Annotated in this window: 3 protein-coding genes; all 3 read right to left on the bottom strand. The window is 61.8% G+C overall.

The genetic code is table 11. The features are described 5' to 3' along the window. Positions 1-33 precede the first annotated feature (33 nt). Entirely contained in the window at positions 34-1,680 is a 1,647-nt protein-coding gene (locus VFO93_RS08740; RefSeq protein ID WP_325133980.1) for a glycoside hydrolase 43 family protein, read from the bottom strand. Positions 1,681-1,760: 80 nt separating this feature from the next. Beyond that, positions 1,761-3,449: a sodium/sugar symporter gene (locus VFO93_RS08735; protein WP_325133979.1), complete on the bottom strand. Its 1,689-nt coding sequence runs from the start codon at positions 3,447-3,449 to the stop codon at positions 1,761-1,763. A gap of 83 nt (positions 3,450-3,532) precedes the next feature. Beyond that, the gene (locus VFO93_RS08730; RefSeq protein WP_325133978.1) at positions 3,533-5,440 is read right to left on the bottom strand and encodes a glycoside hydrolase family 88 protein; all 1,908 of its coding nucleotides are present in this window, start codon (positions 5,438-5,440) and stop codon (positions 3,533-3,535) included. Positions 5,441-5,489 lie beyond the last annotated feature (49 nt).

The raw sequence follows: 5,489 nt of genomic DNA, 5'->3' as shown, positions 1-5,489 counted from the left end.
GCCGGGGGGTGAGGTGCCACGCGCCTGGGCCGCCTACGGCGTCACCCGCCACCAATCGACATCGGCATACCCCGCCGTGGCCGTCGCGCCAGCGCCTAAGCAAAACACGCCCATTTTCGCGCCTACCCACTTACCCTCGCGGGCCGGAAACTCGGCACCCAGCGGCGTAAACTGTTGCCCATCGAGGCTGTAGCTAAACTGGCACCTGGCCCCTGGCCGCACTGCCACGCGCAGGTACAGCGGCTGCCCCAATGGCACCGTCACAGGCGCGGAAGCGGTTTCAGCGCCGCCCTTGTCGGCTTTCAGGCAAAAGGTTTGCGCCAGCTCCAGCCGGCCGGCCCGGTAGGTGGCGGCCAGGTAGGCGTAATCCATGCCCATCATCACGAGGCCGGCTTTTTCGCCTTCGGCTTTGGGAGTAAAGGTGAGCTTGGTGGTGGCCGTGAACTGCTCGGCGGGCAGCTTTTGCAACAGTAGGCTGGGCACCTGCCAGAAGTTCTGGTAGTCGGCCGGGCGCGGCGCGGCGGCCAGGCGCACGCTACCCGGCGCGGCCGTGAGTGAGTACCAGGCGGGCTGCGGGTTGGCCTGCCATTGCCACTGTAGGCCCAGCGTTTTGCTGGTGAATTCGTCGGAGGTGGCGGGCGTGGCCAGGGCTGTTTTACCCGGCACGGCGGGCTTGCGGTAGGTTTGCACGGGCTCGCCGGTGCCGTCGCCGTCGGGGTCGAGGCCGATGACGGGCCAGTCGTTTTTCCAGGTCAGGGGCTGCAAATGCACCACCCGGCCGTAAGCCTCCTGGTCTTGGAAATGCACAAACCAGTCCTGCTTGCCATCGGGCGTATCGACCCACGCGCCCTGGTGCGGGCCGTTGGTTTTCGACTGGCCCTGGGCCATTACAATCTTGTCTTCGTAGGGGCCGAACACGCTCTTCGAGCGCAGCGCTACCTGCCAGCCGGTGGGCACGCCGCCGCCCGGCGCAAAGATGTAGTAGTAGCCGTGGCGCTTGTAAAACTTCGGGCCCTCAATGGTCGGGTGGTCTTTGTGCCCGTCAAAAACCAGCTTGTCCTCGCCCAGCAAGCTCAGCCCGTCGGGCGCCATTTCGCTCACGTGGATGACGCTTTTGATGCCTGCCCGGCTGCCCGCAAAGGCGTGGACGAGGTAGGCGCGGCCGTCTTCATCCCAGAAGGGGCAAGGGTCTATCCAGCCCTTGGCGGCCTTCATGCACACCGGGGCCGACCACGGGCCGGCCGGGTTTTTGGCCTTCACCACGAAGATACCCAGGTCGGGGTCGGGGTAGTAGAGGTAAAATTCGCCCCGGTGAAAGCGCAGCGCGGGGGCCCACACGCCGTTGCCGGGCTGCGGCTGGTCGTAGCGGGTGCGGGGCAGCTGCACGGGCAGTGCGGTGCCGATTATCGACCAGTTTACCAGGTCTTTGGAGTGTAAGATTTGCAAGCCCGGCACTGAGCTGAAGCTCGACGAAGTGAGGTAGTAGTCGCTGCCCACCCGCACCACGTCGGGGTCGGAGTAGTCGGCGTAGAGCACGGGGTTTTTATAAGAGCCGTTGCCCAAATCGGGCACCCAGACCTGCGACAGGCCAGAAACAGCCGGGCTCTGCGCCCTGGCCGCGAAGGCCAGAGCACAGAGCCCGGTAAAAGTCAGCAACGAGGTTTTAGCAATGCGCGGCATAGCAAAGGGTAGGGTGGAAAAGCAAGGCCGGTGAGCCCGCGCTTCCCCACAGCCCTACCGAGCCCGGAGTTGCGCGCAGCTTACCAGAAAATGGTGTAAAGCGCGGTGATGATAGCCAGCACGATAACCGAACCGATGGCGAAGCTGCGGTTGGGGCGGAACATGCTCGAGTCGATTTCGAGGCCCTTGGGGCTAGCCTGGCCTTTGCCCTGGATGAGGCTGATAAGCATCATGCCCACGATGCAGAACACGAACACGATGCCCATGCGGTCGAGGAACGGAATTTCGTAGATGTTCGAGCCTTCGGGCTTCACGGCGAAGCCTACCGGGGCCAGGAACGAGAGGTCCATCATACCGGGCAGGAACTTGAGCACAATCGAGAACAGGAAGCCGCCGATGGTGGCGAACAGCGCCGCGCCCGAGGTCGTTTTCTTCCAGAAGAAGCCCAGGATGAACATAGCGAAAATGCCCGGCGACACGAAGCCCGTGTACTCCTGAATGAACTGGAAACCACCCTTCTTATCGATGCCCAGGTGCGGCGCAATCAGGATGCCGAGCAGCATGGCCACGACCACCGAGATTTTGCCCACGGCTACCAACTTCTTCTCCGAGGCGTTCTCATTCAGCACCTTCTTGTACACGTCGAGCGTGAAGATGGTCGCAATCGAGTTGGCCTTACCGGCCAGCGAGGCTACTACGGCAGCCGTCAGCGCCGCAAACGACAAACCTTTCAAGCCAATCGGCAAGATGTTGAGCAGCACCGGGTAAGCGCGGTCGGGGTTGAGGTCAGCGCCCGAGCCAAATTCAGTAGCGCCGAACACGTTCTCTTTGTACAATACGTAAGCCGCGATGCCAGGCAGTACCACGATTACGGGCATCAGCATTTTCAAGAAGGCGGCGAAGAGCAGACCGCCGCGGGCGGTGGGCAGGTCGGCACCCAGGGCGCGCTGCGTGATGTACTGGTTGCAGCCCCAGTAGTTGAGGTTTACAATCCAGAGGCCGCCGAGCAGCACCGTCAGGCCGGGCAGGTCGAGGTAGTTGGGGTCGTCGCGCTTCACAATCATGTGGAAGTGCGTGTTGGCTTCGTTCATCAGCAGGTTAAAGCCGTTGACTACGCCCGTAGTGCCGAAATGCTCCGATACGAGGTTGAGCGCCAGGTAGGTAGTAGCCAAACCGCCCAGAATCAGGAAGAATACCTGAATAACGTCGGTGAAGCCGATAACCTTCATGCCGCCCAGCGTGATGATGACGGCGGCGATGGCCAGCGCGTACATACAAAACGTGAGGTTCAGGCCCGATACGCTGCTTACGGCAATAGCGCCGAGGTACAGAATCGAAGTCAGGTTAACCACCACGTACAGCGCCAGCCAGAAAATGGCCATAATCATGGCTACCGTGCCGTTGTAGCGCTGGCTGAGGAACTGCGGCATGGTGAAGATTTTATTCTTCAGATACACCGGGATGAAGAACGTGGCCACGATGATGAGCGTCACCGACGCCATCCACTCGTAGGCCGAAATGGCGAGGCCGATTTTGAAGCCCGAGCCGGCCATGCCCACAAACTGCTCGGCCGAGATGTTGGAGGCGATGAGCGACGAGCCGATGGCCCACCACGTCAGCGACCCTTCGGCGAGGAAGTAGTCTTTCGAGTCACCCTCCACCGTGCCGTCGTGGCCGGTTTTGCGGTTGTAAATCCAGATGCCGTAGCCGGCTACTATGAGAAAGTAGACGAAAAAGACGACGTAGTCGAGGGTAGCGAGCTTGTTCAAGGTGGGAAACTAAATGGCTTGGAGTGGCTAGTTTGACGGCGAAAGTAGCGCCGCGCCGTGCTGTATCCACCTATCGGCAGGTTTTATTTTGCCAGCAGCCAGCGCCCCAAATCCTTGCCCGCCTGAAAATTTTCATATACGGCCGGGATTTTCCGCCCGTCCACGTACTCGTTGTACAGCCACGGGTCGCCGAGCACGAAGACCTTGCCCTTGCCCAGCGTGGCCGTCGCCATAATGACCTGCCCGCCCGCGTTGCTCACCAGCGGCTTGGCCGGCGCTTGCAGCCCCAGCACCGATAGCTCCTTCACGTAAGCCGTCTTAGCCTGCGGAAAAACCACCCGGCCGCCCGTGAGGTCCACGCGCCCCTGCTCAAACTGGCTGCCCTGCACCATGTTGATGCTCTTGTCAGTGAACTGTATGCCGAAGTTCTTAGCCAGCTCGTTGAAGTGCTTTATCTCGCAGTTGGCCGTGTCGTTGGCCAGTAGCACCAGCGCGCCGCCGGCCTTCACCCAATCGGTAATCGCCTTGCTGTCGGCGGGCTGAATGTAGTTCGGGTTTGGGTTTTCTTTCTTCGTATCAGGGTCTACAATGATGTAGACGCTCAAGGGTTTGAGCGTAGCGGCCGTGGGTGCGCCGGGCACGGCCACCGTCTTCGCACCCAGCTCGCGCAGCTGGTTGCCCCAGAGCCAGAAGCCGCCGTGCGTGCGCTCTTCCCAGGTGTAGTGCCACTGCTCGGGCTGCCCGGAGAAGGCATTTTTGCGCATCTCGTGGTTGAAGTAATAATCCAATCCCACGGTTTTGCCCTGGCCCACGGCATTCTCGGCCGCGATTTCCATTTCCACGCTCGCCAGGATGAACGGCCCCACGCCCTTGAGGTCGTTTTGGCGCAGCGGCTCGCTGAGGTAGTACTCAAACGAGCCATCGCGGTAGGGCGAGCCGCCCAGTCCGCCCACGCTCACGGTGCCGTTTAGGGCCAGCGCGCCGTTTTCGGTAGCCACGAAACTCTTTACCAGGCCGTCGTAGCCCTTCTTCGCTATGGCCGCGTACTTCTTGTCGAGGTAGCCCAGGCGCGCGCCTTTAGCCAGCGCGTACACGAACATGCTGGAGCCCGAGGCCTCGGCGTAGTTGCCCTTGCGGGCTTCCTGGCCCATCACGAGGCTCCAGGTGCCGGTTTTGGCATCCTGGTATTTTGCTAAAACGGGGGCCAGGCGCTGAATGTCCTTGATAAGCTCGGCGCGGTGCGGGCTACCGGCGGGCAGGTAGTCGAGCACGTCCACCAGCGCCATCGCGTACCAACCGATGCCGCGGTCCCAGAAGTTGGGCGACTGGCCGGTGGTTTTGTTGGCCCATTTCTGCTCACGGCTTTCGTCGTAGCCGTGGTAGAGCAGGCCGGTTTTGGGGTCTACGAGGTTCTTTTCGATGAGCGCAAACTGCTTGGCTACGTCATCAAAACCCTTGCTGTCGTTGGTGAGCGCGCTGTACTCGGCGTAGAACGGCTCGGCCATGTAGAGGCCGTCGAGCCACATCTGGTTGGTGTATTTCTGCTTGTGCCAGAAGCCGCCAGCCTTGGTGCGCGGCTGCGTGTCGAGCTGCTTGCGCAGGGTGGCGGCGGCGGCGCGGTACTTGGCCTGGTCGGCCGCCGACCCCTGCGACACCTGGGCCAGCAGCAGCACGGCGTGGCCCACGGCCAGGTTGTCGAGGTTGTAATCTTCCATTTTGTAGGTGCGGATGCTGCCATCCGCATTCACAAACTGGTCGATGTTTTTCTTGATGTAGCTGTAGTACTTGGGGTTGCCGCTGCGCTGCCACACGCGCTCCAGGGCGCGGTTCATCAGGCCCTGCTCGTAGTCCCAGCGGGCCGTGCTGCGCCCGCCCACCACGATGGAGTCGGGTTGCCGGGTCATAAAGGCATCGGCCATGCGCTGCGACATCGGCGGCGTCTGGGCTTGGGCGAGGAGGGGGGCGGCGAAAAGGAAAGGGAGAAGTTTCATGTAGTAAAGCTACCCTAGCGTGTTACCCCACCCCCCGGCCCCCTCCCCT

The organism is Hymenobacter sp., from assembly GCF_035709525.1.
Classification (GTDB): domain Bacteria; phylum Bacteroidota; class Bacteroidia; order Cytophagales; family Hymenobacteraceae; genus Hymenobacter.
The sequence above is the reverse complement of the archived record's forward strand: the minus strand, read 5'-3'. Positions and strand labels throughout refer to the sequence as shown.